At 65.9% G+C, this 25,822-nt stretch carries 21 protein-coding genes; 8 read left to right on the top strand and 13 right to left on the bottom strand.

Annotated elements, in window-relative coordinates; genetic code table 11:
* Positions 1-530 precede the first annotated feature (530 nt).
* A complete protein-coding gene (locus ASC65_RS12485; RefSeq protein ID WP_056453743.1) occupies positions 531-3,506 on the top strand; it encodes a TrlF family AAA-like ATPase in 2,976 nt (991 codons plus the stop codon).
* A gap of 185 nt (positions 3,507-3,691) precedes the next feature.
* Here ASC65_RS12485 and ASC65_RS12490 read toward each other — a convergent pair whose 3' ends face one another.
* Positions 3,692-4,420, bottom strand: a complete 729-nt coding sequence (locus ASC65_RS12490) for a Crp/Fnr family transcriptional regulator (protein ID WP_056453746.1) — start codon at positions 4,418-4,420, stop codon at positions 3,692-3,694.
* An 872-nt stretch (positions 4,421-5,292) separates the two neighbouring features.
* Here ASC65_RS12490 and ASC65_RS17835 point away from each other — a divergent pair.
* On the top strand, positions 5,293-5,589 hold the full coding sequence (locus ASC65_RS17835) for a DUF6980 family protein (RefSeq protein WP_442854127.1): 297 nt from the start codon (positions 5,293-5,295) through the stop codon (positions 5,587-5,589).
* Here the strand turns inward: ASC65_RS17835 and ASC65_RS17205 are convergent.
* Positions 5,558-6,064: a hypothetical protein gene (locus ASC65_RS17205; protein ID WP_156459658.1), complete on the bottom strand. Its 507-nt coding sequence runs from the start codon at positions 6,062-6,064 to the stop codon at positions 5,558-5,560. The genes ASC65_RS17835 and ASC65_RS17205 overlap by 32 nt on opposite strands.
* A 341-nt stretch (positions 6,065-6,405) precedes the next feature.
* Between ASC65_RS17205 and ASC65_RS12495 the strand changes: the two genes are divergently transcribed.
* Positions 6,406-7,161, top strand: coding sequence for a hypothetical protein (locus tag ASC65_RS12495; RefSeq protein ID WP_056453749.1), 756 nt, complete (start codon positions 6,406-6,408; stop codon positions 7,159-7,161).
* A 312-nt stretch (positions 7,162-7,473) separates the two neighbouring features.
* Here the strand turns inward: ASC65_RS12495 and ASC65_RS12500 are convergent, their stop codons facing one another.
* The 5 genes from ASC65_RS12500 to ASC65_RS12520 all read right to left on the bottom strand — a co-directional run bounded on the left by ASC65_RS12500 (position 7,474) and on the right by ASC65_RS12520 (position 12,804).
* Entirely contained in the window at positions 7,474-8,580 is a 1,107-nt protein-coding gene (locus ASC65_RS12500) for a tyrosine-type recombinase/integrase (protein WP_056453752.1), read from the bottom strand.
* Positions 8,577-10,607, bottom strand: coding sequence for a tyrosine-type recombinase/integrase (locus ASC65_RS12505; RefSeq protein WP_162245679.1), 2,031 nt, complete (start codon positions 10,605-10,607; stop codon positions 8,577-8,579). The genes ASC65_RS12500 and ASC65_RS12505 overlap by 4 nt, the downstream gene beginning before the upstream one ends.
* Before the next feature lie 269 nt (positions 10,608-10,876).
* Positions 10,877-11,071, bottom strand: a complete 195-nt coding sequence (locus ASC65_RS12510; RefSeq protein ID WP_056453757.1) for a helix-turn-helix domain-containing protein — start codon at positions 11,069-11,071, stop codon at positions 10,877-10,879.
* Complete coding sequence (locus ASC65_RS12515) at positions 11,068-11,310, bottom strand: helix-turn-helix transcriptional regulator (protein WP_056453760.1); 243 nt, start codon at positions 11,308-11,310, stop codon at positions 11,068-11,070. Before ASC65_RS12515 ends, ASC65_RS12510 begins: the two co-directional genes overlap by 4 nt.
* A gap of 246 nt (positions 11,311-11,556) precedes the next feature.
* A complete protein-coding gene (locus tag ASC65_RS12520) occupies positions 11,557-12,804 on the bottom strand; it encodes a tyrosine-type recombinase/integrase (RefSeq protein WP_056453762.1) in 1,248 nt (415 codons plus the stop codon).
* A 538-nt stretch (positions 12,805-13,342) separates the two neighbouring features.
* On the opposite strand from ASC65_RS12520, the gene ASC65_RS12525 reads away from it, so the two are divergent.
* Together ASC65_RS12525 and ASC65_RS12530 are read left to right on the top strand one after the other, a co-directional pair.
* Entirely contained in the window at positions 13,343-14,152 is an 810-nt protein-coding gene (locus ASC65_RS12525; RefSeq protein ID WP_056453765.1) for a hypothetical protein, read from the top strand.
* A 39-nt stretch (positions 14,153-14,191) separates the two neighbouring features.
* Positions 14,192-16,057: a caspase family protein gene (locus ASC65_RS12530; RefSeq protein ID WP_056453768.1), complete on the top strand. Its 1,866-nt coding sequence runs from the start codon at positions 14,192-14,194 to the stop codon at positions 16,055-16,057.
* A 68-nt stretch (positions 16,058-16,125) separates the two neighbouring features.
* On the opposite strand, the gene ASC65_RS12535 is transcribed toward ASC65_RS12530, so the two are convergent.
* From ASC65_RS12535 to ASC65_RS12550, 4 genes are all read right to left on the bottom strand, one after another.
* Entirely contained in the window at positions 16,126-17,391 is a 1,266-nt protein-coding gene (locus ASC65_RS12535) for a hypothetical protein (protein WP_056453771.1), read from the bottom strand.
* A gap of 72 nt (positions 17,392-17,463) precedes the next feature.
* A complete protein-coding gene (locus tag ASC65_RS12540) occupies positions 17,464-18,204 on the bottom strand; it encodes a Crp/Fnr family transcriptional regulator (RefSeq protein WP_056453774.1) in 741 nt (246 codons plus the stop codon).
* Positions 18,204-18,812: an HWE histidine kinase domain-containing protein gene (locus ASC65_RS12545; protein WP_056453777.1), complete on the bottom strand. Its 609-nt coding sequence runs from the start codon at positions 18,810-18,812 to the stop codon at positions 18,204-18,206. The genes ASC65_RS12540 and ASC65_RS12545 overlap by 1 nt, the downstream gene beginning before the upstream one ends.
* 12 nt (positions 18,813-18,824) lie before the next feature.
* Entirely contained in the window at positions 18,825-19,568 is a 744-nt protein-coding gene (locus tag ASC65_RS12550) for a Crp/Fnr family transcriptional regulator (RefSeq protein ID WP_056453780.1), read from the bottom strand.
* A 213-nt stretch (positions 19,569-19,781) separates the two neighbouring features.
* On the opposite strand from ASC65_RS12550, the gene ASC65_RS12555 reads away from it, so the two are divergent.
* Positions 19,782-21,818 (top strand): PAS domain S-box protein, encoded by a 2,037-nt coding sequence (locus tag ASC65_RS12555; protein ID WP_082526043.1) that lies wholly within the window; start codon positions 19,782-19,784, stop codon positions 21,816-21,818.
* A gap of 313 nt (positions 21,819-22,131) precedes the next feature.
* Here the strand turns inward: ASC65_RS12555 and ASC65_RS12560 are convergent, their stop codons facing one another.
* Both ASC65_RS12560 and ASC65_RS12565 read right to left on the bottom strand, forming a co-directional pair.
* A complete protein-coding gene (locus ASC65_RS12560) occupies positions 22,132-22,476 on the bottom strand; it encodes an L-rhamnose mutarotase (protein WP_056453787.1) in 345 nt (114 codons plus the stop codon).
* Between the two features lies 1 nt (position 22,477).
* On the bottom strand, positions 22,478-23,629 hold the full coding sequence (locus ASC65_RS12565; RefSeq protein ID WP_056453790.1) for an L-lactate dehydrogenase: 1,152 nt from the start codon (positions 23,627-23,629) through the stop codon (positions 22,478-22,480).
* Between the two features lie 99 nt (positions 23,630-23,728).
* Here ASC65_RS12565 and fucP point away from each other — a divergent pair, with 99 nt between their 5' ends.
* Both fucP and ASC65_RS12575 read left to right on the top strand, forming a co-directional pair.
* Complete coding sequence (gene fucP / locus ASC65_RS12570; protein ID WP_056453793.1) at positions 23,729-24,997, top strand: L-fucose:H+ symporter permease; 1,269 nt, start codon at positions 23,729-23,731, stop codon at positions 24,995-24,997.
* Between the two features lie 2 nt (positions 24,998-24,999).
* Positions 25,000-25,815 (top strand): amidohydrolase family protein, encoded by an 816-nt coding sequence (locus ASC65_RS12575; RefSeq protein WP_056453796.1) that lies wholly within the window; start codon positions 25,000-25,002, stop codon positions 25,813-25,815.
* Positions 25,816-25,822: the final 7 nt, after the last annotated feature.

A 25,822-nucleotide genomic window follows, 5' to 3' on the forward strand; every position in this document is an offset into this window, starting at 1 on the left:
ACACTGCAAGGATTTAGCGCCGCAGGCAACGGACCTACGGAGGGCGGAGGCTTTCGGATCCTGATGTTGACCCCGCAGCCACATCAGCGTCGACGCTCTGACAAGGAGACCAAGACGGCGCATCAAGCCAAAGCTCCGGAAGTATTGTCCGATAATCTAGGCGTGTTCCGACAGCTGCGCGGACGCCCGGGCAACGCGCGGACGTTTCAAATGTCAGCGACGAGTCAGAAGCGGACCTTCGGCCCAGGCCGGATTTGATACATCCGCAACTGACTCATCGCGGTCATTGGCGACGTCCGCTTTCGGCGCTTCGGAGGTTACTAGGATTACGTTCGACAGTCGGCGGTGGGGGCTTTGATCATTAGCAGGATACAACATCTCAATCGCAATCTAGCCGCTGTGCATAGGCAACTCACAATCTCTAGTGATTAACGTGGCAGCGCTGTTGTGTGCCTGCCGGACTCGCCAAATGGTTGCGACGAGCTTCGCCGGGGCGTTAGTCTACGGAAACTTTAGCGAGCGGAGCCGCAATGACTAATCGTGGGGCCGAATGGCGCCGTTGGGAGCCGCATATCCATGCTCCGGGGACGGTCCTCAACAACCAGTTCGGCGGGGGCGATCCATGGGAGGCTTACCTCGCGAAACTGGAGGCCTCCGCCCCAACGATCGAGGCTATCGCAGTCACCGACTACTATGTGACCGAGAGCTACACGGCCGTCCGGGGCTGGCACGCCGCAGGTCGTCTGCCGAATGTGAAGCTCCTCTTCCCGAACATCGAGCTTCGGCTCGATGTGGCGGCGAAGACCGGCTTCGTGAATATTCACCTGCTCGTCAGCCCAGAGGATGCAGACCATCTGGAGCAGGTCGGTAGGCTTCTCTCCCGTCTGCAGTTCAACGCGTTCGGCGATAGATTTGACTGCACGCGCGCAGACCTCATCCGCCTGGGCAAAAGGGCAAACCCTGCGATCTCCGACGATCGTGCGGCACTTGTTCATGGTGCAACCCAATTCAAGGTGAACTTCTCTCAGCTGCGCGAAGTGATGGGCGAGAGTGACTGGGCGAAGTCCAACGTCATCGTGGCCGTCGCCGGGGGGGAGGGCGACGGGACCTCGGGCGTCAGGCAAGCGGCCGATGCGGTGGTCCGTCAGGAGATCGAGAAATTCGCTGACGTCATCTTTTCCAGCAACGTCGGGCAGCGCGAATTCTGGCTAGGCGAGAAGGCCCTGTCAGTAGCCCAGATCCGTGAGCGATACGATACGTGCAAGCCCTGCCTCCACGGTAGCGACGCCCACGATATTGCCGGCGTTGGCGAACCGACGGGCGACCGGTTCTCATGGATCAAGGGCGCGCCAACGTTCGATGCTCTCCGACAGGCCTGCATCGATCCAGGTGGACGCGCCTTTGTCGGCGTGGCACCGCCGAACTCGGCAATGCCCTCGCAAGTGATCTCGGCGGTTACGATCGCTGAAGCCGACTGGGCCTCCACCCCGGATGTCAGTCTCAATCCTGGGCTGGTGGCCATCATCGGCGCGCGCGGCTCGGGCAAGACGGCGCTTGCCGACATGATCGCCGCCGCTTGCGACGCCATCACACCACAAGCCTGGGCTGCTGATGAGAATGCAAGCCCGTCGTTCCTGGTGCGCGCGCGTCCTCTGGTTGGAAACGCGAAGGCGACATTGAAGTGGGGCGGCGGAGCAAGCGTGACCCGGCGTCTCGACGGTCGGGACGCGAACCTGCCCACGGCGTTCCCCAGGGCGCGATACCTCTCGCAGCAGTTCGTCGAAGAGCTGTGCTCCGCGAAGGGCGCATCGGAGGGGCTGATCCGAGAAATCGAACGTGTGATCTTTGACGCCCATCCGCTTGATGACCGGGATGGAGCAGTCGACTTCGCAGACCTTCGCCAGCGCCGGACGAGCAGATTCGAACAGGCGCGCCGCCGCGAAACCGAGTCTCTTGCATCCCTGTCCGAGCGGATCGCAGACGAACTCGAAAAGGAGAATATGGTTGGCGTGCTGGAACAGCAGGTCAGGCAAAAGACTGACCTGATCGCAGGCTACACTGCGGACCTCGCCAAACTGGTCGTGACGGGATCCGAAGCCCAGGCCGCACGACACGCGCAGCTCAACCACGCCAAACAGGCTCTGAGCACCAGGATCCAAAACCTCGGGGCCCAGCGCCGCACCTATGTGTCGATGCAGGACGAGGTCGTGAACATGCGATCCGCCAAAGCCCCCGAGATGCTTCGCGAAGCCCAGGCCCGATACGCAAATGCCGGATTGGACACGGCGGGCTGGGAGCAGTTTCTCCTCATCTACAAGGGAAACGTCGACGATAGTCTCGTTGCCTACGTGAAGTGGGCTGACGAAGAGATCGCCAAGCTGCAAGGCGTCCGGCCGCCGGAAGGAGATGCGAACACGCCGCTTATCCCGGAGAGCGCGGATCTCTCGACCGTGCAACTCGGCCTAATCGTCGCCGAGATGGCCCGGCTGGAAAAACATATCAACGCTGACGCCTTGGTGCGAAACCAGTACGCGGCCTTGGCGGCCCGCATCGCGGGTGAAAACGGCGCACTCACGACGCTCAAAACTCAGCTTGAAGACACCCACGGTGCGCTCGACCGCCGGCGTATCCTTCAAGCCGAACGCGAGGCGTCCTATGGTCGGTTGTTCCAGGCCGTCATCGATCAGCAGCAAACCCTGCAGGACCTCTACGCACCACTCATGACGCGTCTGCAGGCGTCCTCGGGCACGCTTCAAAAGCTCAGCTTCTCGGTCGCTCGTATTGTGGACGCGGAACAGTGGGCTGAGACCGGAGAGAGAGATCTGATCGACTGCCGTCGAGGCGGACCATTCTTCGGAAAGGGATCGCTGGTGAAGGTTGTTGATCAAGCGCTACGGCCTGTATGGCAGCAGGGTGATGCGATGAACGTGCAAGCCGCGATGACCGCCTTCCTTGGGTCCTACACCAAGGATTTGCTGGCGCATGCTCCGTTCGCACCGGATCAACGGGCGGAGTTCCGAGCTTGGTCGAACCGGTTCACGCAGTGGCTGTTTGACACGAGCCATATCCGGGTGAGTTACGAGATCCGCTACGACGGTGTCGATATCCGCAAACTCTCACCAGGCACCCGCGGCATCGTGCTGTTGCTGCTCTATCTGGCGCTCGACGAGGCGGACGATCGACCGTTGATCATCGATCAGCCCGAGGAAAACCTCGATCCGAAGTCGATTTACGATGAACTGGTCAGCCTGTTTGTCCAGGCCAAGCGCAAGCGGCAGGTCATCATGGTGACGCACAACGCCAACCTCGTCATCAACACAGACGCTGATCAAATCATCATTGCGCAATCAGGATCACACGCCTTGGGCGGCCTTCCGGAAATCAGCTACATATCGGGGGGACTGGAGGAAGCGGATATCCGACGCCGTGTCTGCGAGATTCTCGAAGGCGGGGAGGCCGCTTTCCTCGATCGTGCACGCCGCCTACGCGTCAGGCTGCCAAGGTGACCGACAGTACTTTGCAACGCCTGCACTCTTCGATCGCACGCCTGATCGGCATGCTCCGGTGGCCGAACGTCGGGAAACCGGCTCGCTGTCCAAGTCCGCTCATGGCGCTGTGCCGACACCGGCAACTGGGTCCGGCTATCTCAGCTAGGGTGGGAAGCGGACGCGCATCGGCCCGGGGCTCACGACTATGTCGAGGCCGGAGGGACATGGTTTTCAACCCTATGGCGCAACCTAGCGGCGGCCCGTGCGGACCCGCTAGCCAGTCCGTGGACGGGGGTCGCGCTCAGGGCGGCGTAACACTCGCAGGCTTCGCGCTCGAGCATTTGCCGGTCCGCTACCTCGATGGCGCCGCGCGTATAATGGACCGCGCCCAGAGACTTCAGGTGTCTGGCTGCATCGACGACGGTTGTGCGCTGGATGCCCAGCATATCGGCGAGATCCTGCTGCGTGACATGCAGGCACCGCGTCGTCAGGCGGTCGGTGGCTCTTAGGAGAAGGCTAGCCACGCGTCCCCGCGAGTGGTGATGCGCCGCACAGCCGACGCCATACGCCGCCTGCAGCTGATAGTCGTAATAGAGCTTCTGAAGCTGACTGCGAAGGATTGGGCTCCGTTCCATCTGTCGCTCGAGGGCGGCCGCGGGCAGCCGGTAGGCTTCCCCCGCCGCTCTGACCGCGACTGTCCAGCCTGACGGCTCATCGGCAAGGAAGGGGCCCAGGCCGGCGACGCCCTCGGCGCCGATGACATGGATGAGGCTGGAGCCGCCGGTCGGGAACACCAGGGTGTTCGCCAGAAATGCAGTCGTCGGGAAAATAAGGTGCTCTACGACCTCGCCCTGTTTGATCACCACGACGCCTCGTTCAAAAGCAATCGGCGCCAGGGCCGGCGTGAGGGCCTCCAGGTCCGCTCCGTCCATGGCAGCAAGCGTATGATTTCTTAGCACTGCGGCCTCCAGACTAAGCGCAGGACGCGCCATCCAAAACGCGCGGCCTCGGTCATCAGCGCATCTCCCCGCGCCGGAGTCCACGTGCGGCGCGGACTGACTGCAATGGGTCGGGAGCAGACGTCACCAGCCGACCAAACTGAGGGTCCACTTTCGGAGCCGGGGCCAATGACCGCTTCTGGCGCCGAGGCGACTCGCAAGCCGGAAGCTGGAGGCCCCTTACAAGTCAGTACGATTTAAGCAGATGATCGGCTCTTCCGCGACTGTGGTGCCTAGGTTGTAGCGGGCTAGCCAGCAACCATCGGCCCACTGCTTCTGTGGAATCTCGACTACAGCAGTAAAGGCCAAAGCCCGTCCGTCGCTCGACAGCTGCCGGTTTGGCTTGGCTTCAATCAGATCGAACCCATTTGAAACGTAGACTGGGGGACTATCGTTCGCGATCGCGGCGACATCCCTGCCGGTGATGCTCCACCTCAAGCTGACGACCGCGTTCGCCGCGTCACCGGGGAGCACCCGCGCATCAATTCCAGAGAAGGTAATCTCAGTCTCTCGCGCGACCGATAGGTCATCGGGCAACGGTCTTGTGTCACAGGCAGAACTGACCAATCCGATAGCGAGTGCTAATGTTCTGCGTCCCATAAGCTTAACGGTCGCATCTCAGTCGGATGTTCGCAACGGGTCCGAAGCGGATCCAGAGCCAGCTCGCGAGGGAGGTCCGCTTTGCGGCCTGGTGTCGATGTCAGCTTCTGGCGCGGTGCTGACCGTTGGCCTACCCCCCGGCTAACGACCGCTATGGATGGGAAGGGGACATTGCTGAGCAAACGCTCACCGGGCAGAAGTGACGCATGACAACTTGCTGCGACCGCATGGCCTATGACCTCAGTCGGACGTGTGATCTCCACGCGGCCCGTGCCGCGTGTCCGGATGCAATGATCGCCCGGGTAAAAGGTGGCTTTGGCCTCTACATTCGTGACGGTGAAAACGGCTTCGCCACCAGTACAATCGAGATCGCCTACTGCCCCTGGTGCGGAACCAAGCTCCCGCCCACCGAAGATTTCGACGAGCCTCTACCCGCTGAAGACATCGCTAAGGATCGGGAGCCGACTTCGTCTAGTGCACCATCGGGCCAGGCTCTACCCTAGCTGAGCGACCGTCCCCTAATCCGTAGGCTTCCATAAAGTAGAAGTAGGTTGGGTAGGTGATCAGACTGGCGGTTCCGCAGACCGCTTCGAACTGACGCTCCCGCAGAACGTCACCTTCAATAGGCTTGAACGGTCCGTCGTTGTTTACGGGCGACACGAGAGGATCCGCGTTGGCTCTGAAAAGGCGCGTTCCACCTACGCGAAAGGTGCGCTCGTCACAGCGGAAATCGATCCGATCGATATTGTATGCTGGCGTGGTCCAGTTCGTCTCCCGGGTGCCGCGCCGGAACACTGTATAGGTCGACACGCCAAGACTTCCGTCCGGAAGCCGCGTGCTCCAGCCAACAGCGGATGCGACTTGGGCATCCGCATAGGCGACCATGACCCTGTTGTCGTTCGCGCCGGATGGCCGCAGCGTGCTTTGTTCTTGTGAGGCACCCATTGCGGCGATGAACGCGAGTAGCGGTTGCAACATGGATTCCTCGCTGACGAACAAGCCATTCTGAGCCGACAGCGCTAATGTCCGCAATGGGTCGGAAGCGGACGGTCAGCCCGGCGCGTCTCGGATGTCCGCTTTCCGGCGGCGTCCCAATGACCGCTGCTGGCGCAACCAGGACGTCGAGCTTCAGGCGGCAGCCTCCTCACCAAGTACGCGTGGTCTAGCTTAACGGGCTGACCGATGCTCGGCCGATTTTGCAGCGCCTTTGATAAGGCTGGCGGAAGCGACCAGAGGGGACCGCGAACAAGTCCAGATTGGGCACGCCGTTCGCTACGGTACGCCTTCCACTTCCAGCGATGGCGCCAGGAAGTGCGCCGTTGCGCGGCACCGCACTCCGCGGCTACGCCAGCCCTATCGTCCCGCTCCGTCCCACGACCGGATCGGCACAGACTGCCCTCGCCGGGGTCGCCGCGCTGGAGGCGGACGTGCGCGCCCGCGAGGCCGCCGTTACCGCCGTCGACCGCCAGCTGCGGGCCGCCCGAATTGTGGCGGCTCAACCCGACGCCAAGCCCGAGGCCCAGGCTAGGGTCATCGAGCTCGTCGACCAGCAGAGCGACGCCCGGACCGCTCGCGACGCCGCGGTGACCGCGCTTTCGATCCGTAGAGCCTTGCTCGTGGACGATACTTTCGGCACCACCAATGTGCAGAGCAGGTTTGTCGTTGTGCGGGAAGCCAACGCCTTCGGCGCCGCGATCGCGGCCTCGCTGCAGAAACATGGTGCTACGCTGGGAGCGGCCGTGACCCGCGAACTCCAGCCGGACGATCCGTTTGCCTGGGACGCCGAGACCAGGGCCTATGCGACGGCGTTGGTCAGCGTCCGGTCCCGTCAGGCCGACTACGACGCCGCGGTCCTCGCCGGCGGAGTAGAGGCCCTCGCCAAGCAGAATCTGCTCTGGGAGGCCAAGGTCGCCGCTAACGCCGCCGCCGTGGCCGCCGGCGAGGACGCGCCCTATCCGAATGTCTTGCGGAGATTCAACAGGGTCTGCGCCGCTGATCCGGGCCTGACAGCCCTCCGCATCCGCCATTCGAAGGGGAGTGCGACCGCCGCCTTACCTCGCGCACTGCTGTCCTGATGTCGCTTTCGGGGGGACGGACGTCCGCTTCTGGCGTGGAGCCGTTGGAGCGGCTTGAGCGCGCTCAGGGGCGACCTCACTGGGTTGGCCAATTTTTGGTTGGATCAGCCTTCATCGAGCTCAATAGCAGCGGCTGCGTTGGTAGGGCGACAGGCATCCCTGGAATGGGCGTGGGGCGAGGCCACCATCCAGTTCAGGAAGATAATCATGCCACGACGCTTCTCCCACGCCGATTGAAGCCTCGATCAACATCCCTAGCGCCTTCGCTGCCCGCTGATACATCCGAAGGCAGCGCAGCGCTATTCCTTGGCACTAATCCGACTTTTCGCTGTCCGAGCTTCCTCCGCGATCATCGGCGCGGGCTCGGTGAGCCTCCAGACTTTGGTGATAGCGCTCCCCAGCCGCCATCATCCCGGCCCGGTTGTAGAACCGCTCCGAGGTCCGCATCGATCCATGGCTGAGGACATCCATAATTGCCGTGGACTCCGCCGGCGAGCTCTCCGCGATCATCGTGGCGGCGATACTGCGGAAGGTGTGCGGGTTGATCGCCTTGCCGAACTCCACCTTCGTCCGCGCCTTGATCTGGCAATAGATCGCGTCGTCGCCCATCGCCCTGCCCTGTTTGGAGATCCACAACGCTTGAGTGTCGACCCGGATTTTTTGCCCGCGAAACAGTGTCTCGCGGTGAACCTTGAGGTACTGTTCGAGCGCCTCCACCAAGCCGGACGGCCAATCGCAAGAGATCGGGGCGCCGTTCTTGGTGTCCTCGTCCTCAATGCGGATCTGCCAGACGTCCTTCAGTTCCAGATTCTGACCCAGCGTTAGGCCAGCGAGGTTCGACCGCCGGAAAGGCCGCTGAACCAGGAAGGCGAGGAGCAGACCATCGCGGAACAGCACAGCGCGATCCGTGTCGGTCCGGAATCGATCGTGCTCCGCCGCCTCCATCAGATCCAGCCCCAGTTGCAGGATCTCTTCTGGCGGCTGCATGATCTCGCGACGGTCGCGTTTGGGTTGGGCCGCGCAATGCAGATGGTCCGCGGCGCGTACGATCCAGACCCAGTTTCCGGCCGGCTCGATCATCTGAAGCATGCGACCAAGCTGCTTGATTCTTCCGGCGATCGAATACTCGGCCAGATTTTCAGCGCGCAGGCTCTCGAGATACGCTTGCAGCCGCGCCTGGGTGGCCCGTTCGTCGGGCGACTGGGACGCACTCAGGTCGTCACGCTGAGCCAGCCAGTTCAGCCACCGGCCGTAGCCGGCCGCCATGACCTCTTGCGTGGTGCTGGCCCAGCCCGAGGCCAGGCCCACACTCGCATCAAAGGCGTCGTAGGGCTGGAGCGCGAGCGCCCACGCATTCTGATCCTGCTCCGGCCATTCAGAGACCGGCAGGCAACGGCTTTTGAGAGATCGGTGAGTCATTTGCCGGCTCCCTTGCGGCGGACCTTAAGGGGTTGAGCCGCGGCAGCCGAAACGCGGCGCTGCTCAATCATGTCGGTGTAGCGCTGCATGTGCCGGGTGGTGCGCGCTTCAACGTAGTAGCGATGGGTCGTCTCTGAGCGTTCATGACCCAACAGACGGCGCACCGTCTCCGTATCCTCCGGGTGTTCCTCCAGGTGAAGCTTTCCGGCCAGCGAGCGGAACAGGTGGGCGTTCATAATCAGGCCGGTCTCCTGCTTCACGAAGTTGGAAACCGCGCGAGAGAAGGCGGTCGTGGAGCGTCGCCCGCCCTTGGGCGACACGAACAACTGGGCGGCGCCTTGAGGCGCAAGCACCGGGTGGTACCGCTCCATGAACCGGTTGATCCGCTCGACGACGCTGTGTGGCACGCGCATTTCGAACGTTTTGCCCGTCTTGAACTCCGCGGCGGGGATCACGACCAGCATCTCCTGACGCTTTCCCCGGCCCAGCACGATGATGTGGCGATCGAACTCGAGCCCGGTCAGGTTGTTGATGCGCAGCGGCATGACAGTCAGCAGATCTACGGCCAGCGCAAATGCCACACGCCGCGCGATCTTGGGCGTGACGATCGCCGCGCCCTCAGCCTCGGCAAAAGCGCGCGCCGGCAGGTTGAGCAGGGCGTCCACGTTGGTTGATACCCCGAACTGGCGCAGGCGCGAGGTGTTGCGCTCGGTCATCTCCCGGGACGCGGTATTCAGGCGCGCGGCAAGGTTGCCGAGGGCCTCCGCCGAAACCGGATCCTTGGTCCAGCTCCGGGCGATCGTCTTGAGCAGCCAGGCGTGCTCCGCAAGCGAGCGCGGAACCACGCCATCCTTGCGTACTTCTTGCTGTTGAAGGGCCGCCCGCGCATTGTCGAGCTTGGTCAGCACCGCCAGGCTGGTGACCTCTTCAATCGCAAGCCCGCTGAGCACGAGGAGCGAGGCGAGTTGGCGAAGCTGCCTTCGCCGCAGCTCAATGGTCTTGGGGCGGCTGGCCTTCTTCGAGTGCTCCGACCAGATGTCCGTCACGGCGCACTGAGCCAGGTACGCTTCAACATCCTTGCCGAAGCTCTCCGGAAACGCATCCCACGCAAACGAATAGAAGCGCGAATGTCGTTCGAGCGGGATCACCTTCTGCGGCCACTCCGAAACGGTGGCGACCGCCCGGTTCCAGCTGTTGATGGCCCCGCGCGAGATCGCGCTCGGCGTTTGATGCAGGCTACGGGTCTGCAGCGCCTCGGCGAAGTCCGAGAACACCTGCTCAGTCACAGCGTCTGGCGAAATCCCTTCACGGCTGCAGAAGCTCATGAACCGCGACAGGGCGATGAAGCTCGCACGGTCGGGCGCGAGGGACGCCAGCGCCTTCCAGACCGGCGAATGGCCCGCGACATCACGGGCCGGCTGCAGGTCAATGCCGTAGCGACGCAGACCAAAAGCCAGCAGGCTCTTCAGACGCGACCACCGGGCCGATGTGATCTCAAGCGACGCTGGCGTCGCCGCTTTGATCAACGGACGCAGCAGCACGGGCTCGGTCGGAATGTTCTGGAGCGGCTTACGCAGAAGGAGGCCGATCTGGTTGATCGCCCGGCGCGTCTCGACGACCTTGCGATCCTTCCCGGGCTCGTTTTCGAGTCTATCGAGCAGCTCCCGCAGATTCTGCGGGACCGGCCCCGATGTGGCCAATCCCAGCTGAGCAGGCGGCTTGGCCTGCCCTCCTCCGCGGTCCGCTGTATCGGAACTCACCAAGGCCACTGAACCAATGGCCGGTTCAGTCGCCACGCTCGAGGACTTAGGCAAGTCGATGCCGCTGGTGGGTTCGTGCTTACACTTGGGCGTTCCAACTCCGGGGTGCGCCTGCGTCGCGAGCCCCGCCGGGGCTGGCGTGAGGGCGGCGGATCGTCCGCCCTCCTGTGAGCTTTGGGCGACACGGACTTCGCGATCGCTCGCGCCCCGCGGCCGCGCCACCGCCGAAGGCCGCTTTCCAACGCGGCGCGCCGGGGAAATGGACATGATGGTCGCTTCCTCAAAAAGTTGGAGTTGACGCGATCGACAGATCGCTTCGGCAGTTGTCGTGGACATAGAGATGTGCGCGTTTGAAAGTTGAGTCATTATCGTTCTGTCTTCATTGTACAGATATGTCCACCCGAGAGCGGACAATGCGGAAAGTGCAAGCTACTTATTGTGTGTAGCGGCTGACTATTCTCACCGTATGTTACGTACGATGAACTTTGTACTTGGAAATATTGGACAATACGGCCCGACCGTCACCACTCCGGACATCAGATGCGGCACCGGGCGACGTAGGCCGCGAAGTCGTCGTCAGAGATCCGGTACTGGCCTCCGACGAGGTGAGCGCGTAGCTCCCCGGACTTGATCAGGCGCTTGACCGTCTTGGCGTGGACGTCGAGGCGGCGGCCGATCTCAGAAGGCGAATGGAACTGACCAGCGGTTTGAGAGGTGCGTTGCATGGTCATGCGCCCTCCCCCGCCGGCGCGAAGGAGGCCAAACCATCGGCAGGCTCTCCTTGTTGGGAAGCGACGAGCTGTTCGATCCAGGTGTCGATCTGGCCGGCATACCAGCCGGAGCAGGACCCGATCTTGACCGGCTTGGGGAAGCGCCCCGCGGCTATCTCTTTATAGATCCACGAGCGGCTCATGCCGATGCGGTCCATGACGATGGGCAACCGCTCGAAGCGGCCATTGGGGTTGATCATAATGACTCCTACGGTGCCGGACGGGGTGCCCGGGACATGGGAATCAGGGTGCCGTCACGACGCGAATCAGGGTGAGCGGGATCTGCTGATCGACGCTTTGCGGACGTTCGATCAACCACGGAAGTCAGCTAAAAAGTCTGCCCGTGCGCTAGCCGGAAAAACCGCTTTCGCAGGTGGCGACCGGGTGCCGAATCAGCCCGTCACCACCGGCGCCGTCGCCTAATGAATTCTCGGTGGCCGACGCTCTTAGGCGGCGGCCTGCGCTTCTGGCTCGTCTTCGACCGACGTCACGATCGCGTCGTCGTCAAGGCTATCGGACCCGGGGATGCAGAAGATGGACCATTCGCGCATCATGACCCGCCGCTTGGCCAGCGCATCGCCCCGCCGGTAGGCGCGCTCGGTCATATCTCCCACGGCGTGCGCCAGGGCGAGCTCGGCGAGGTCGCGCGGATAGTTGGTAGTCTCGCCACACCAATCTCGGAAGCTTGAGCGGAATCCGTGGGCGGTGACGGCTCCATCGCGGCCCATCCGTCGAAGCAAGGCGCTGAAGGCGGCGTCGGACAGCCCAACAGTCGGCCCCTTCGGTCCGGGGAAGATGAAGTTGGTCGGGAGGTCGCCGGTCAGAGGGAGCAGACTTTCAAGCAGCGCAACCATTGCCGGCGTCAGCGGCACGCGGTGCTCCTTGCCGGCCTTCATCCGGCTCGCCGGAATGGTCCAGACAGCGGCCTCAAAATCGACCTCGGACCACGTCGCGCCGCGCACTTCCCCCGAACGGGTCGCTGTCAGGATGATGAACTCCAGCGCCAGGGCGGCGGTTGCCTCCTTGCCCCGCAGATCCTGAACAAACGCTGGAACCTCGGCGAACGGCAACGCCGCATGATGCTTCTTGGTGCGCTGGGAGCGCTTGGGCAGGAGTTGGTCGAGGTGGCCTTTCCAGCGAGCGGGATTTTCGCCGGTTCGGTAACCTTGCGCCTTGGCCGCATCCAAGACCCATTGGATCCGACTCTGCACGCGCCCGGCCGTTTCCGCCTTCGTGGTCCAGATTGGACGCAACGCCTGCAGTACGTGTGCGGTCTCAATCTGATCGAGAGGCATCGACCGGATCTTCGCCGCGTACCGCACCAGCGTCGACTGCACCTGGGCGGCGTGCTTTTCGTTCTTCCACTGATCCTTGACGGAAATAACCAGTTCATCAGCGAAGACGCCGAACAGCGGGATGGACCGCTTGGCTCGTTTTTCCTCCAGCGGATTGATGCCCTCAGACAGTTGAAGTCGCGCTGCGGCCGCGCGCTCACGAGCCCTCGCCAGCGTGACCACGGAAGCGGAGCCGAGGCCCATGTCGGACAGGCGCTTCTTCCAGCGAAAGCGGAACACCCACTTGCGGCTGCCGCTTGGCGAGACGACGAGGTACAAGCCGCCGCCATCGCCGTAGCGACCGGGCTCTGAGGATGTCAGCACGGCGCGCGGCGACAGCTTATGCAGTGGTCGAGGCATCGAAGTTCCTGCGCATCGGGGTGCATCCGGCACCAACTTTGGTCCCACCAATCCTCTTTGAAAGAGGGAGACGGAGACAGACCAGCGTGGACAAATTGTACGTTAACTAGCGGTGAACATTGAGAATATTAGACGCCCGTGGACGACGAGAAGCACTGGTCCCGCGCACACCCTCTCCGCCACCGCTGAACCCGCAGGGGTTCGAAGGCGTCCGTCCGCATCTGGCGTTAAACACGCGGTCAGCTTCGTCACCAAGCCAACTGGCGGAGCTATGGCGGCGAGACGAGCCTGTCCCTGACGCACCTGATCCAGACAGAGCCGGCGGTGGGTTATCCACTGGACGGATGATGTGGCCGGGCAGCCTTCCGCAAAGAACAATGTTCGGCCGGAATCGTCACCTACCGCTCTGAGCGATCGGTCTGCGGAAAGGGCATCGGCGTGCTATTTCGACGCGAGACATACGGGGCTCGACCGCGGTTCTGGCGTGCGCCCCTTCCAGTGGAGCTGAGCCCCAGTCACGATCCGCAGGAGCCGCACGATGCCCCTTTCCGTTGAAGCGCGGGGGAGCGGGGACGAAACCGACGTTGCGCTGGTGCAGATCCAGCTAGCCGGCCTGCCCGAGCCGCTTCAGGCGATCCTTCACGCCCAAGGCCTGCGCGTGCTGGCGTGCCGAAATTCGATCACCGACGCCCGGCAGGACCTGATCGGCGTCCGCCCGCGGGGATGGCCCGAGGGGCAGACCTGGGACCTCGTGCCGGGGGCTTACCTGCCCGACGAGAAAGCCGTGGTCGTCGCGACCGTGCCGGATCCCGATAATCCCGGGCGGCGCCGGGTGCCGCCGCAGGGATGGATGCACAACGCCTTCAATCTCCTCATTCACGAGACGCTCCACGCCGACGACTACCTCCAGGACCGCCTGCGTTGTCACAACCCCGCGTTCGTGTCGGCCCGTGAGGCGGACTTCGCCGCCCTCCACGCCTACGAGCAGCAGGATGGCGATGCGGGGCTGGAAGAGACCTACGCCGAAAGCGCCTCGCGCTTCTTCGGGAACGACCCGGCGCTCGAGACCGAATGGCCCAATCTGGCTGCGTTCTGGAAAGGGCGAGACCTGCCCGTGGAGCCGGGGCGGCGGTCACGGGATTTTCACGGGCCCACAGCGCTCGGCCTCGCTCGTCTCACGGCCGACGGCGCGTACGAGCTCGATCTGAGGGCCGAAGATGACGACGGCGCCATCGGTCACGCCCTGATCCAGCTCGAAGCCGGCACGCCCGCCTATGACGAACTGGAACGCCGGCGACGGCGCGAAAGAGCGCTCGTCGGCGAATGGATGATCATCAAGCCGTTCTAGGAGCCGCGGTCGGGCTCATTTCGCGTGAAAGGACCTGCGATGACGACGGACACGTTTCGGATTCTGGCGATTCACGGCCTCGGCGACCATCGCGGGAAGCCTTGGGCGGAGCCCTGGAAGGCCGCCATCGAGCGGGTCGTCGGCGACGTTCCGGACAAGGCCTTCCACTTCGCGACCTATGACCCGATCTTCGAACAGACGGACCTCTCGCTCGTCCAGACGGCGTCAGCTCTGGGGAAGCTCGCGCTCAGCGGCCTGTCCAGCGCCTTCCGGCGTGAGAGAGGCGTCCTGTCCTCGGTCAACGACAAGGTGCGCTGGACGGCCGGCTACGTCGTCGCCTGGGTCGAGAACGACAAGTTCCAGACTGCGACCCGGGCGTGGGCCCTGGACCTGATCCACGAGTTCAAGCCGAACATCATTCTCGCGCACAGCCTGGGGTCCCTGATCACCTACAACGCCCTGGGTCACCCGGACGCGCTCACCCACGCCGGGGGCGAGACCGCTGCGATCCTGCGCGCCGCCAACTACGTCACCCTGGGCTCGCAGATCGGCAATCCGTTCGTGGTCGGCAACCTGACCCATGGGCGGGTCGAACCCCTGCCCGTTCGGCACTGGCATCACCTGTACAACGAGCATGACGACGTCTTCACGGCGAAGATCCGGATGCCGGGCGTGGCCAACTTCACCCAGTTGCTCACGCCCTTCGACATGGAAGGCTCCGGCGATCACGCGGCCGACGGCTACCTCGGCCATGCCGTCACGGCCGGTTCGTTCTGGCGGCCGCTCGCCGCTGAGCTGGACGGCGCCAGGGGCTTCGGGGCCGTCAACGATCCCTGGAAAGCAGGGGATGGAAAAGCGAAGCCGAAGACCTCGAAAGCCAAGCCGGAAACGACGCATCGGAAGCGAGCCCTGCTCGTCGGCATCAACGAGTACCCGAACCCGGCGGACCGCCTAGAGGGCTGCGTCAACGACGTCTTCACGATGAGTGCGGTCCTGCAGGAATGCGGCTTCGCACCGGAGGACATTCGAATCTGCCTCGACGAGCGGGCGACGCAGGCCGGCATCCTGGAGCGGCTCGAATGGCTGATGGACGACGCTCGCGGCGGGGATCAGCGCGTCTTCTACTACAGCGGACACGGCGCGCGCATGCCGCAATACGGGGAGGATCTCGAACCCGACCGCCGAACGGAGACCCTCGTGCCGTGGGACTTCGACTGGACCTCCGGAACGGCCATCACGGACGACCACATCTACGGCCTGTACAGCCAGCTCCCCTATGACCTGCAGCTGGCGCTCATTTTCGACTGCTGCCATTCCGGAGGCGTGCACCGCCAGGGCGGCGCCAGGGCCCGGGGCATCTCGCCGCCGGATGATATCCGCCACCGCGAGCTGAAGTGGGACTTCAAGACGCAGATGTGGGTCGAGCGCGACTTCGCGCGGCTAAACGCGAAATTCAGCACCAAGACCAAGGCCAACGAAGACTTCTTCGGCGGCGACGGCGCCAGTGTCCGTCTCGGGCGCGCGTCGATGCTGCGACGGGACAGCGATACCAAATACCGAGCGGCCCGAAAGAAGGACGACAAGACCATCATCGGCCCCTACCTGCCGCTCATCGTCGAGGCGTGCGCGGAGCACGAGAAATCCTATGAGTACCGGCACGGCGTCACCAGCTATGGCGCCTTCACCTTCTGCCTCGCCAGCCTGCTGCGCGAGCTGAAAACGGTGAGCTTCGAGGACCTGACGACGGCCGCGCGGGATCGGCTCAAGGATCTCGGCTACGCGCAAACGCCCCAGTCTCTCGGGCCGACCAAGGTCGTGAAGGCCGACGTCCCCTGGATGACCGGCCGGACCCACACCGGCCCGGGAACGACCCCGGGCATAGGAACGCCACGGCTGTCCGGCTGAGCCTCGCCCCTCCGCCCCCGCCGGTGAAGTTCAGCGCCGCCGGCGCCCGGGGCCCGGACCGTCCGCGATCAGGCGCCGATCGCCGCCGAGCGCGCCGCGCCCTCCGTCCAGGCCGCGAGGCCGGCCCCGCCGACGGTTCGGACGGCCGCGAGGAACGCCGCCTCGGACCCGCGCCCGCCGGCCTGCTCGACATAGGCTCGCCAGACGGTGAACAGGCCATCGGAGTCCGGCTTGGCCGCACGCACCCGGGCGTCGACCTCGACCAGGATCAGGAAGCCGCAGACATAGCTCGCATCGAAATCCCCGGCCGTGACGGCCTGGCGCACCGAGCCCGCCGCCGCCAGACTGGCCCCACACCGCGTCCGCGCATCCGCCAAATGGGCCTCGGCCAGCGCCGGATCCGTGTCGCGCAGGGCCAGCCAGGCCATGGCCTCAGCCCCGCCCTCATGGATCCAGGCGTTCTCCGGCTCCGGCGCAAACAGCTGACGCTGGTAGAGATGGGCCGCCTCGTGGGCGAAATGCCAGCGCAGGCCGTCGGCTGCGTCGCCCTCGGCGAGACGCCGCTCCCACTCGGCGCCGTACAGATGGATGAAGACCTGCCCCGGCAGGGTCCCCCCCTGGTTGCCGAAACGGCCCGGCTCGTCATGTTGCGTGTCGTAGGAGACGAACAGCATCGGCCTGTAGTCGAGCGTCCCCAGCTTGCCGGCGTAGAGGGTCATGAAGGCCGGCAGCTCGCGCTCAAGCTGCTCGCGGATCGCCGTCGGTAGAGCCCCGTCGATGACCGCTGAGCCGAACTCCGTCTCGGCCGGGCGCGTGTCGCCGACATAGACGCTGCGGCCGTCGTCGCGATCGGTCCAAATCACCTCCCCCTCGTCACTGCGTCCATCCACCAGAACCGGATGATCCGAGGTCAGGACAAAGCGATAGGTCTGGCCGTCGGCGCATTCCTCGGCGCAGGCGAACAGCCGCCCTGTGTGAAACAGCATGCCCCCGTCGCCATAGGGCGAGAACGGCGCATAGGATTTGGGCAGTTCGCGATAGACCGGATCCATGACCACGGTCGCCTCTGAAAAGGCCGCCCCGTCGACACGGCGCAGCGCCTCGCCGTCGGGACCGGAGACCACCTCGAACCCGGCCTCGGGCCGCCACCCCCGCGCCCGGCTGTCGTCCGGCGACTGGGGGAAGACCAGCTTGGAGACCGGCTGCTCGGTTTCATAGCGCACGGTCCACGGCTTGCGTCCGTCCGGCTGGATACGGACTTCGACCGGCCCGGCGCTCGGCGGGGCCGCCCCCGCGCAGACGAGGGTCAGTCCGAGGCAGAGGGCGGTCAGCATGCGGTCGGCTCCGGTCGGTTCCCGCCGAGCTTACCTCACCGGACCGCGTTCGCCATACGGCGTCAAAACGACCTAGGACGCGGCCGCCACGCCGCCGCCCCAGCGCGTCACCTCCGGAGCCTTGTAGTCGGCGATCGTCTCCAGCAGGGGCCGCCGCAACAGACGCACCCGCCCCTGCCCAAGTTCGATCAGCCCTTCGCGGCGCAACTGCTGCAAGGTGCGGTTCACGTGCACGGCGCTCAGCCCGAGGGCGTCGGCCAGCTGCTCCTGGGTCAAGGGCAACGGCATCTCGTCGTCCTGCGCCAGATCGACCAGCGCCAGGCGAAAGCGCAGTTCCAGCAGCAGATGCGCCATGCGTTCGATCGCGGTCTGTCGGCCCAGGCGGACGATGTGGTCGATCAGGTGAGCCTCGTCCATCGCCGCCGACATGGCCAGGGCGACGGACAGGTCCCGCGCCTGGGGTCCGTCGGGGCCGAACACCTGCCGGGCGACCGTCGAGGCGTCGACCAGTTCGACCGGGGTCACCGCCGTCATGGCGCACAGGGCCAGGGGCTGAGGCCGCTCGCAGATCCCCACGCCGTCCCCCGGCAGCACCAGGCCGATGACCTGTCGCCGGCCGTCCGCCAGCCAGCGCACCCGCGCCGCCCAGCCGGAGACGAGGAAGCGGGGCCTGAGCGGCTCCATCTCCTCGACCACCGCCCCGCCGGCCGGCAGCCGGTGGCTTTCGCGCAGACCGCACAGGGCCGCGGTCGCCTCCGGTCCGAGCGGGGCGAGACGGCTGAGACGCAGGGCGACGATGGAGGCGGAAGGCATCACCCAGCCTCCCCTAGCGGGATGTTCAGTCGCAGCCTCAGGCCGTCCGGCTCCGCCGCCTCTTCGGCTCGCCCCTGACACTGCCGGGGCAGCGCGGTGTCGAGCAGTTCGCGGGCCAGGCGAGACCCGATCACGGTCCGCCTCTCCGCCCTGCCGGTCTCCCGCCAATCGAGACGCAGGTGCGGCCGGTCGCCGGGCTCGACGCCCCACTCCACCTCGAGCCGCCCGCCGGGCTCCGACAAGCCTTCGTCCGCCAACCCGCCGCCGAGGAGCGCTTCGACGGCCAACTCATGGAACAGCAGGGCCAGGATGTCGCCCAGCGACCCCGGAAGCTGAACCTCTGGCCCCGCGACCGACCAGTTGCCCGCGCCCGGCGCATGCTCCTGAAGGGTGTCTCGGAGGATCTCCTCCAGGTCGGGCCCCGCGGCCTCGTTCCGCGACCGGGCGATATGGGCGCGGACCAGGGCGCCGACCCGGCCGTCGAACCGGGTCTGGAATTCCTCAAGATTGTCGCTGGTCGCCACCGAGCGCCGCGCCAGGCAGCGGATGACGGCGGCCATGTTCTTCATCCGGTGCTGGAGTTCCCTTTGGCCTTCGTCCTCCATCATCCGACTCCTTGCTCAGCGGCGCTCTGGTGCGGGCCGCTCAGGCGCGTGATTTTCCGGAGGACAGCAGGCCAGCGCCGCCAGGCGGCCTGGGTCGAGAAGGCTGATCCTGCCACGGCTGTAGCGGACGATCCCCTGCTCCTGCAGCGGATGGGCTGCGGCGTTCACGCTCGTGCGCTGGGCGCCCAGCAACTGCGCCAGCCGTTCCTGGCTCATGATCACCGGATGGCCGGGGTTCAGGGCGTAAAGGCGCAGAAGCCATCGCGCCAGGCGCGGTCCGATGCCATAGGTGGCCAGGCAGGTCAGTTCGGTCTCTGTCTCGGCCAGCCGTTTCGTCGCCGAGAGGCCCAGCATGCGCTCAGCCTCCCTCCGTCCCACGGCCCCGATGAGGGCGCGTGCGGTCAGCTCGAACACCTCGGCGTCAGCGACGACCTGCAGCACCCGGCCGCGGCTCTCCCCGCCCACCGCCTCCAGGCCCGCAACGGCGCCGGGGCCGAAGTAGGTCAGGCAAAGAAAGTCGACGGCGGCGAAGGTCCCGAGGGCGCCCTTCAGCACGAACCGCACCATGGCCTCTTCATCGGACAGGACCGCCCCCGGCGCGTAGCGGCGAAACCGGCCGCGGGCCAGCACCGAGGCGCGGACTTCGTCCGCAAGTTCGGTCAACAGAACATGATCCTCGAGCGCCTGCGCGGCCGCGCCACGATCGCGCATGGCGGGCGGGTTCATCGACAGATCGGTAGGAAGGATGGTCTCGCTCATATCCCTGGTGTGTCAGGTCTGGGCGGCCCGACACTTACATGCGTTAGTTTCATCAGCGCTCGAACGCGGGTGTTCGGAGCCAGACCGGAACCCGGTGATCCGCAAAAGGGTTGCTTCACCATGGCGGGTTCACATCACAGCGGTTGGGAGAATCCGGCGACCCTCGTAGCGGGCGCTCCGCTGTGATCGGCGTCCCCTAAGCAAGCCCGAAGAATGACCCCACACGCCGCCCCGTCAGACCATGCCTTGTCCAGCCTGGATCCGGTCGCCGAACAGTTGCGGCTAAACGCCCTGCACGACCTCGCCATCCTCGATACGCCGCCCGAACCGCGCTTCGACCGGGTCACTCGACTCGCGGCTGGCCTGTTCAACGTGCCGACAGCGCTGGTCACCCTGATCGACGGCGACCGCCAGTGGTTCAAGTCCACCCACGGCATGGATCTGACCGAGACCCGGCGTGAGGACGCTATCTGCAGTCACGCGATTCAACTACCGCCGGCCAGCGTCATGGTCGTCCCTGACGCTTCCCGGGATCCCCGCTTCGCAGACAATCCCCACGTTGTCGGGGCCGGCGGGGTTCGCTTCTACGCCGGCGCGGTCCTGACTACCGCCGCCGGCCACAACCTCGGCACCCTCTGCCTGATCGACACCAGCCCGCGCTACGACTTCAACGAGGGCGACCAGGCGCGGCTGCGCGAACTGGCGGACCTGGTGGCCGAGCAGCTTGAGCTCAGCGGCGAACGCCGCGCGGCCGAGGAGGAACACCGCCTGCTCGCCCTGGCCGAGACCGTCTCCCACGTGGGGCACTGGCGCTGGCGGCTGGACACCGGCGCCGTGATCTGGTCGGACGAGGTCTATCGCATCTATGGCCTCGACCCCGCCACGCCGCTGAAGCGCGAGTCCTGGCTCGGCGTCGCGGCCGACGAGGACCGGGCCGAGCGCGAGGCCTTCATCGAGCGGGTGTTCAAGGACGGCAGCTCCGAGGAGTTCGAGACCACCATCCAGCGCCCCGACGGGACCCGTCGCCGCGTCCTCGTCAGCGGCCTGAGGCAGGTCGACAAGCACGGTCGCGCGGCGGCCATCTTCGGGGTCGTCCAGGACGTCACCGAACGCCACCAGGCCCTCGAACACCTGCGCCGCAGCGAGGCCCGCTATCGGCTGGTCGCCAACCACATGGGTGATGTGGTCACCCGGCTGAAGCTGGACGGCCGCAGCAGCTACATCTCGCCGGCCGTAACGGGTCTGCTCGGCTTCACGCCCGAGGAGATGGCCGGACGACCGGCCCAGGCATTCCTGCACCCGGACGACCAGGGCGAGTTGCTCAATACGTTCGCCCGCCTGGCCGGCGGCGAACGCCGGGCCATCCTGCAGCATCGCGCCATGCACAAGGATGGCCACGAGGTCTGGGTCGAGACGACCTTCCAGACCGTGCTCGACCCGGACGGCCGGCCGGTGGAGGTGATCGCCGTCATCCGCGACGTCTCCGAGCGACGGCGGCTGGAGCAGGACCTGCGCGAGGCCCGCGACCGCGCCGAACTGGCTTCGGAAGCCAAATCGCACTTCCTCGCAAATATGAGTCATGAGCTCCGCACGCCCCTGACCAGCGTCATCGGCTTCTCGACCCTGCTGCAGGCCCGCGAAGGGCTGGGGCCGGTCGAGCGGCGATGCGCCGACCGCATCAACATCGCCGGCAAGGCCCTGCTGTCGGTGATCAACGACATCCTGGACTTCTCGAGGCTTGAGGCCGGGGGCATGGCCTTGGACATCCAGCCGTTCGAGCCCCGAAAGCTGTTCGGCGAGGCGATCGAGATCATCCTCGGCCAGATCGAAGACAAGGAGCTGTGGCTCTCCCAGGACATCTCGCCTGACCTGCCGGAGGTGCTGCTCGGTGACGGCCCGCGAGTCCGTCAGGTTCTGCTCAATCTCATGGGCAACGCCATCAAATTCACCGACCAGGGCGGCGTCACCCTCGGCGTCACAGCCAAGCCGCGATCGGGCGGCGAGCCGGGCGTGCTCCTGCGCGTCACGGTGACCGATACCGGGGTCGGCATCGCTCCCGAACTGGCCGAGCGCCTGTTCGAACGCTTCATTCAGGCCGACCAGACCACCACCCGCCGGCACGGCGGCTCCGGCCTCGGCTTGGCCATCTCGCGCCAGCTGATCGAGATGATGGACGGCCGCATCGGCGTCAGCAGCGTGCCCGGCCAGGGCTCGACCTTCTGGTTCGAGGTCCCGCTGCCGCCGGGGTGAAGCGCCACGTTCCCGCCACAACACGAGCAGCCCGTTTATGGCGCCACTCCCGTTGCCGGAGGCGTGGCGCCGCCGCCTGTGTCGCGCAAACCCACCTGAGTTTGTGGGCATGATAGACTCGGGCCTCCGAGGGTCGATTGCCCTCGCAGGTCTTTGAAATCTCTGGTGTCCAGTCTCACCGCCGCGGGCGTGGTCCCCCTCAAGGTCTGCAGGATGATCTGGCGTTCTCGCGCTCCCGAGCCGCCGAATGTGTCGACTTGGTAGTCCTCGATTTATTCGAACGACACTACCATCCGATGCAGGCGGGCGCCGATCAGTGCCCCGCCAGATCGAAGATGCGTTCGGCTGGAGTCCACTTCTCCCCGGCCCGCGCGAACGGCGTCGGCGTCTGGAACTGGTCCATCAGCCGCTCCCAGGCCTGGACGTCCGGATCCGAAGCGTCCGCCTTCGCCTTGGTCTCGGCCGAGAAGGCCGGGCCGGTCTCCATGATCATCACCAGCCGGTCGCCCAGTTGGTAGATCTCCATTGCGGTGATGTCGGCGGCGCGGATCGAGCGGATCACCGCCTCGGGCGTCCGCCCCGGCTCATGCCAGGCGCGGTACCGGACCATGCTCTCGGGATCGTCGACCAGGTCCAGCAGCAGGCAGTGGCGGGCCATCTCAGCGTTCTCCTTCGACCAGCAACTCGGAGCCGATCGCGTCGATCGAGCTGACACCGGTCATGACCATGGCTGCGCGCATCTCGGCGGCGAACAGGTCGAGCACCTCCTCGACGCCCTTCTGACCACGGGCCCCCAGAGCCCACGCCCAGGCCCGGCCGATCAGCACGCCGTCGGCGCCGAGCGCCAGAGCCCGCAACACGTCGAGGCCCGAGCGCACGCCCCCGTCCATGAGCACCGTCATCCGCTCGCCCACAGCCTCGGCGATCGGCCGCACGGCCGTGATCGAAGGCCGCGTGCCGTCCAGCTGTCGTCCGCCATGGTTGGAGACCACGACCCCGTCCGCCCCGGCGTCGGCGGCCCGCCGCGCGTCCTCCACCTCAAGCACGCCCTTGATGACCAGCCTGCCGGTCCAGTTCGTCCGGATCGCCTCGACATCCTTCCAGTCCACCGAGGCGTCGAAATTCCTGGCCATCCAGGCCCAGTATTCGTCGATGCCCGCGGCCTCGCCGAGCGCCGATGAGACGTGGCCGATGGTGTGCGGGCGTCCGTTGACTCCGACGTCCCAGGCCCAGCCCGGCCGGGCCGCGGCCTGCAGGAACCGGCTGACCTGCCGCTGCGTCGGCGTCCCCGCCGCCAGCCCCGAGCGCCGATCGCGATAGCGCGGCCCCGGCGCCGGCATGTCGACGGTCAGGAACAGGGTGTCGCTGCCCGCCGCCCGCGCCCGGTCGAGCATGGTCTGCATGAAGCCGCGGTCTCGAATGACATAGAGCTGGAACCACGGCGCGGTCTGGACCGCCTCGCCGACCTCCTCGATCGAACAGGCCGCCACCGTCGACAGGCAGAACGGCACGCCCTTGGCCTCCGCCGCCCGCGCCGCCTGCACCTCGCCTCGCCGCGCGTTCAGCCCCGCCATGCCGACGGGCGCCAAGGCCACGGGCATCGATACGTCGCGTTCCAGCAGAGTTGTCGCAAGCGACACCTGATCCGCCCCGGTCAGCACGCGCTGTTTCAGAAGAACCCGGGCGAACGCATCGACATTGGCCCGCAGGGTCGTCTCGGCGAAGGCTCCGCCGTCAATGTAGTCGAACAGGAAGCGCGGCAGCCGCCGCCGCGCCGCCTCCCGATAGTCGCCCACGTCAGCCAGGATCACGACCGCCCTCGCGTTTCATATTTGACGCTCACGTTCATATCTGATCTCGTGACGCGTCGTGAGCCCCCGGTCAACGGGGGCCCGGAGGAAGCCTAGCCGATGTCGTCCAAGCCCGCACCGGGCCGCCTCATGGCGGCCGCGCCGATCATTCTCGTCGTCAGCCTGTTCTTCCTCTGGGGCATGGCCAACAACCTGAACGACGTGCTGATCGCCCAGTTCAGGAAGGCCTTCACGCTCGGCGACCTGCAGTCCGGCCTGGTCCAGTCGGCCTTCTATTTCGGCTATTTCGTCCTCGCCGTTCCGGCCGCCCTGTTCATGAAGCGGTTCGGCTACAAGCGCGGCGTGGTGTTGGGCCTGATCCTGTTCGGCATCGGCGCGCTGATGTTCTGGCCGGCCGCCGAGGTGCGCCGCTACGAGATGTTCCTGCTGGCCCTATTCGTCATCGCCAGCGGCCTGGCCTTCCTCGAGACCTCCGCCAATCCGCTGGTCACCGTGCTCGGCCCGCCGGAGACCGCCGAGCGCCGTCTGAACCTGGCCCAGGCCTTCAATCCGCTCGGCTCGATCGTCGGCCTGGTGATCGGCCGCCAGTTCATCCTGTCGGGAGTCGAGCATACGCCCGAACAGCTGGCCGCCCTGCCGCCCGATCAACTGGCCCAGTTCTACGCCACCGAGGCCACGGCGGTGCAAGCGCCCTATCTGGTCATCGGCCTGTTCGTGCTGGCCTGGGCCGGGCTGGTCCTGCTGACCCCCTTCCCCCGCGTCGCCGGGGTCGAGGCCGCTCGCGAGGAGGGTCCCGGCTCGGCCCGCGACTTCGGCGCCCTGCTGCGCAACCGCCGCTACCTGCTCGGCGTCGTGGCCCAGTTCTTCTACGTCGGCGCCCAGGTCGGGGTTTGGAGCTTCATGATCCGATACGCCCAGGAAGGCCTCGCCGTCGGCGAACGCACCGCCGCCGACTACCTGACCTGGTCGATCGTCGCCTTCATGGTCGGCCGCTTCGCCGGTACGGCCCTGATGACGCGGGTGAAGCCCGCCCTGCTGCTGACCGTCTTCGGCCTGATCAACGTTGCGCTCTGCATCGTCGCCGTCGCCGCGCCGGGACCGGTCGGGATGATCGCCCTCGCCTCGACCAGCTTCTTCATGTCGATCATGTTCCCGACCATCTTCGCCTCGTCGCTGAAGGGACTGGGCGGGCTGACCAAGGCGGGGTCCTCCCTGCTGGTCATGGCCATCATCGGGGGGGCGGTGCTGACCGCGCTGATGGGCCTGGTCTCGGACGCCAGCAGCATCCACATCGCCATGGTCGTGCCGGCCGCCTGCTTCGCGGTCGTCGCCCTGTTCGGCTGGCGCGCCCGCCGCGAGGCCGCCTGAAGGTGATCGACGCCCACCAGCATTTCTGGACGCTCGGCCGGCCCCGCCCGGCCTGGCCGACGCCGGACCTCAAGCCGATCTACCGAGACGTTCTGCCCGACGAGTTCGAACTGCTCGCCCGCCAGTTGGGCGTGACCGGTTCGATCGCGGTTCAGTCCCAGCCGACTGACGCCGACACCCGCTTTCTGCTCGGCCTGGCCAAGGACAACCCATTCATCCTCGGCGTCGTCGGCTGGGTCGATCTGGAGGCGCCGACCGCCCCGGCCCGGCTCAAGGCGCTGGCCGCGCAGCCGAAGCTCTGCGGCGTCCGCCCGATGCTGCAGGGCCTCGAGCAAGACGATTGGATCGAGACCGCCCCAATCGAGGCTGCCGTGCGCGCCCTGATCGAGCACGACCTGGTCTTCGACGCCCTGGTGCACCCGCGGCACCTGGCGCCCCTGCTCGCCTTCGCCGAGCGCTGGCCGGCGCTGGCCATCGTCATCGACCACGGGGCCAAGCCGCCGATCGGCCACGACCTGCGCGCCTGGGACCGCGGCATGGCGGCCCTCGCCGCCCTGGGCAACGTGAGCTGCAAGCTGTCCGGCCTGATGACCGAGGTGCAGCCCGGCCATGGGCAAGACGCCGTCCCGCCCGTGATCGACCGCCTGTCCGCGCTGTTCGGGCCAGAGCGCCTGATCTGGGGCAGCGACTGGCCGGTGCTCAATCTGGCGACGCGCTACGAGCCCTGGCTGGAGCTGTGCCGCGTCCGCATTCCGAGCCGCGACCGTGAGGCCGTCTTCGGCGGGAACGCCCGGCGCGTCTACGGCCTCGCCGGTTGACTTGACC

The organism is Brevundimonas sp. Root1279 (assembly GCF_001425945.1).
In the GTDB taxonomy this organism is placed as follows: domain Bacteria; phylum Pseudomonadota; class Alphaproteobacteria; order Caulobacterales; family Caulobacteraceae; genus Brevundimonas.

Bases quoted from the DNA above. Each gene is read 5' to 3' on its own strand.
- ASC65_RS12510 (WP_056453757.1), bottom strand. From the start codon at position 11,071: ATGACCATGCAACGCACCTCTCAAACCGCTGGTCAGTTCCATTCGCCT.
- ASC65_RS12515 (WP_056453760.1), bottom strand. From the start codon at position 11,310: ATGATCAACCCCAATGGCCGCTTCGAGCGGTTGCCCATCGTCATGGAC.
- ASC65_RS12485 (WP_056453743.1), top strand. From the start codon at position 531: ATGACTAATCGTGGGGCCGAATGGCGCCGTTGGGAGCCGCATATCCAT.
- ASC65_RS12555 (WP_082526043.1), top strand. From the start codon at position 19,782: ATGACCCCACACGCCGCCCCGTCAGACCATGCCTTGTCCAGCCTGGAT.
- ASC65_RS17205 (WP_156459658.1), bottom strand. From the start codon at position 6,064: ATGTTGCAACCGCTACTCGCGTTCATCGCCGCAATGGGTGCCTCACAA.
- ASC65_RS12505 (WP_162245679.1), bottom strand. From the start codon at position 10,607: ATGTCCATTTCCCCGGCGCGCCGCGTTGGAAAGCGGCCTTCGGCGGTG.
- ASC65_RS12525 (WP_056453765.1), top strand. From the start codon at position 13,343: ATGCCCCTTTCCGTTGAAGCGCGGGGGAGCGGGGACGAAACCGACGTT.
- ASC65_RS12550 (WP_056453780.1), bottom strand. From the start codon at position 19,568: ATGAGCGAGACCATCCTTCCTACCGATCTGTCGATGAACCCGCCCGCC.
- ASC65_RS12490 (WP_056453746.1), bottom strand. From the start codon at position 4,420: ATGGACGGAGCGGACCTGGAGGCCCTCACGCCGGCCCTGGCGCCGATT.
- ASC65_RS12545 (WP_056453777.1), bottom strand. From the start codon at position 18,812: ATGATGGAGGACGAAGGCCAAAGGGAACTCCAGCACCGGATGAAGAAC.
- ASC65_RS17835 (WP_442854127.1), top strand. From the start codon at position 5,293: ATGACAACTTGCTGCGACCGCATGGCCTATGACCTCAGTCGGACGTGT.
- ASC65_RS12530 (WP_056453768.1), top strand. From the start codon at position 14,192: ATGACGACGGACACGTTTCGGATTCTGGCGATTCACGGCCTCGGCGAC.
- ASC65_RS12520 (WP_056453762.1), bottom strand. From the start codon at position 12,804: ATGCCTCGACCACTGCATAAGCTGTCGCCGCGCGCCGTGCTGACATCC.
- ASC65_RS12500 (WP_056453752.1), bottom strand. From the start codon at position 8,580: ATGACTCACCGATCTCTCAAAAGCCGTTGCCTGCCGGTCTCTGAATGG.
- ASC65_RS12560 (WP_056453787.1), bottom strand. From the start codon at position 22,476: ATGGCCCGCCACTGCCTGCTGCTGGACCTGGTCGACGATCCCGAGAGC.
- fucP (WP_056453793.1), top strand. From the start codon at position 23,729: ATGTCGTCCAAGCCCGCACCGGGCCGCCTCATGGCGGCCGCGCCGATC.
- ASC65_RS12535 (WP_056453771.1), bottom strand. From the start codon at position 17,391: ATGCTGACCGCCCTCTGCCTCGGACTGACCCTCGTCTGCGCGGGGGCG.
- ASC65_RS12540 (WP_056453774.1), bottom strand. From the start codon at position 18,204: ATGCCTTCCGCCTCCATCGTCGCCCTGCGTCTCAGCCGTCTCGCCCCG.